Origin of the sequence: Lentibacillus sp., from assembly GCF_035301675.1 — a bacterium.
Lineage (GTDB): Bacteria > Bacillota > Bacilli > Bacillales > Amphibacillaceae > Lentibacillus.
Genome location: NZ_DATGTT010000106.1, coordinates 1 through 2,452 on the forward strand (window position 1 = coordinate 1; position 2,452 = coordinate 2,452).

Here is a 2,452-nt window from a genome sequence, read left to right on the forward strand (position 1 = left end):
CAAATTGATCAGACCGTCCGCAGCAAACGGACAACATGGCTCGAAATTGTTTTGCTGTCATTGTTTATTTTTGTCGGTTTCAGTGTTATTTCAACTTCATTCAACTTGTCAGGTTATAGCGCTGAGTTTGAGTATTCCTTAAACGGTCAAACATTCACGACGGATTATCATCTGCCTCCGATTGCCGGTCCGAATGAGGGTGAGCTGATGACGGGTGACAGGATGGAACCATTGTTTGATGCACCTGGCTGGATGCAGGGTGTTGACGCGGCTAGGAAATTCAATACGCTTATTTGGTCAGTACTGACTGGCATCGTATTATATGGTTTAACTCGTTTAATCTTTCGCAAACGAGTGGGTGCAGCTATTCAGCCGTTCATGAAAAAAGCTAAACCGAACATGCTTGATGAAATATCATACCGTGCAGTTGCCATCGGTTTTCCAGTATTCACACTGGGTGGTTTAATATTTGCATCCATATGGGCACAGATTGCCTGGGATCGCTTCTGGGGCTGGGACCCGAAAGAAGTTTGGGCATTGGTGACCTGGTTCTTCTATGCAGCGTTTTTGCATTTGCGGCTTTCAAGAGGCTGGCATGGTGAACGATCAGCTTGGCTTGCTGTTGGAGGGTTCGCGATTATTATGTTCAATTTAATTGCGGTTAACTTGCTATTGGCGGGCCTTCATTCTTACGCATAAAGGGAAACTTCAACCATTAGGGGCCCTTGCTTTCTTATCTTTTTGGTGGACTTAGTGGTTTCTAAATGTATAAACAAGAATTAAGAGGCAGGAGAAGTGTGGGATAGGTGGTGCGATTCATTAGTTTTGTTTACTCTAAATAACACTATATTTATAGAGCTATTACCAATAAAAGGTTTATATTTTTTAGGTTTACCTTGCCGATATAAGTATTATTCTGCACACTTGAAAGGTGTGGGGTGATTTCATGAAGAGTTATCGTGACAAAGATAAGTATTATGTAACCTCCCTTTATTAATTAGGTCATCGATTGAGACCCTAATATTTATACTCCCGAGGTGAATGAATAGTGGGAAAATGGTTTCCGTCAATTTATGATATGGCAATGAGACCGCTCGAAAAAACCAAATTCAACAAGATACGTAAAACATTAGTAAATCAGGCAATAGGAAGGGTGCTGGAGATTGGTTCAGGTACGGGGATGAACTTTCCTCACTATAAGAATGCAACACAAGTAGATGCAATCGAACCCAACCCTTTGATGAAGGAACGAGCACTTAAACGGATGGAGAGATCACGTATCCCCATTCAAACTTATTTGGTTGAAGCGGAAAAACTTCCATTTGCTGACAATACATTTGATTCAGTTGTAGCCACACTTGTTTTTTGTACCATTCCAGAACCGATGAAAGCTCTTCAAGAAATTCAACGAGTCAGTAAACCTAATGCGAAAATTTTACTTTTTGAGCATGTAAGGGTAGATAAAGCACTATTGGGAAAAACACAGGATGTATTAACGCCATTATGGAAAAAGGCTTGTGATGGATGTCATTTGAATCGTGATACTTTAGAACTAATAAAACAGTCAAACTTGTCTGTTATGGAAGTGGATTCCTATTTTAATGGGATCTTTTTGACCATCAAATGTTTAAATGAAACGTAAGAAGTTGTGTTCATGAAACAAGCTGCAGGATTTGCACTTTTCAAGGGAACTAGTAGTTTTTGACATTCCTGGCTGGTTTCCGGAATAGAGACCATAGCAGGCAGGGGGAAGGTCTTAATTAATTAGTTTCATTCATTTTGTTAACTTCGTAAATCTACACAGTTTCTACACATAATTGTTCTATATTTATAGGGAGTAGTAAACAAAATGCGAAATCCTTGGAACAGCAGAATCTAAATATTGCATATAACGAACGCGTGTTATTGTTTTAAGGGGGCGATACATATGAGTTTGGAACAAGCCAAAAAAAATAAGAAAAACAAAAAAAGAAATCGCTTTATTTTTAGAACTGCAATTTTAGTTGTGTTATTAGGAGCAATTGTATTTGCGTTAGTCACCAATTTACAAGCTGATAACGCAGTTTATCAAGAAGGGGATAAAGCACCTGATTTTAGTTTGAAGCAAATTAATGAAAATAATGAATTAGAAACTGTACAGTTAAGTGATTTAGAAGGTAAGGGAGTGATGCTAAATTTCTGGGGTACGTGGTGTAAACCATGTGAGGAAGAAATGCCTTACATGCAATCATTATATCCTGAATATAAAGAAAGAGGGATTGAAATTGTTGCAGTCAGTTTAGATAGTACGGAGTTTGTAGTTCATCCTTTTATCGATAAGTATGATTTAACATTCCCTATTCCTCATGATAAAAACGAGGAAGTACGAGATCTTTATAAAGTTGGACCAATTCCAAGCACCTTTTTTATTAATCCGGATGGAGAAATTGAGGAAATTGTAAGTGGGGCTCTT

3 protein-coding genes are annotated in these 2,452 nt (G+C 38.3%); all 3 read left to right on the plus strand.

Going from position 1 to position 2,452, the window contains the following annotated elements; all coding sequences use genetic code 11:
* The coding region (gene ccsA / locus VK097_RS14695) for a cytochrome c biogenesis protein CcsA (protein ID WP_324212551.1) at positions 1 to 699 on the plus strand (699 nt) is incomplete at its 5' end.
* A 349-nt stretch (positions 700 to 1,048) separates the two neighbouring features.
* Complete coding sequence (locus VK097_RS14700; RefSeq protein ID WP_324212552.1) at positions 1,049 to 1,642, plus strand: class I SAM-dependent methyltransferase; 594 nt, start codon at positions 1,049 to 1,051, stop codon at positions 1,640 to 1,642.
* 285 nt (positions 1,643 to 1,927) lie between these two features.
* The coding region (gene resA / locus VK097_RS14705) for a thiol-disulfide oxidoreductase ResA (protein WP_324212553.1) at positions 1,928 to 2,452 on the plus strand (525 nt) is incomplete at its 3' end.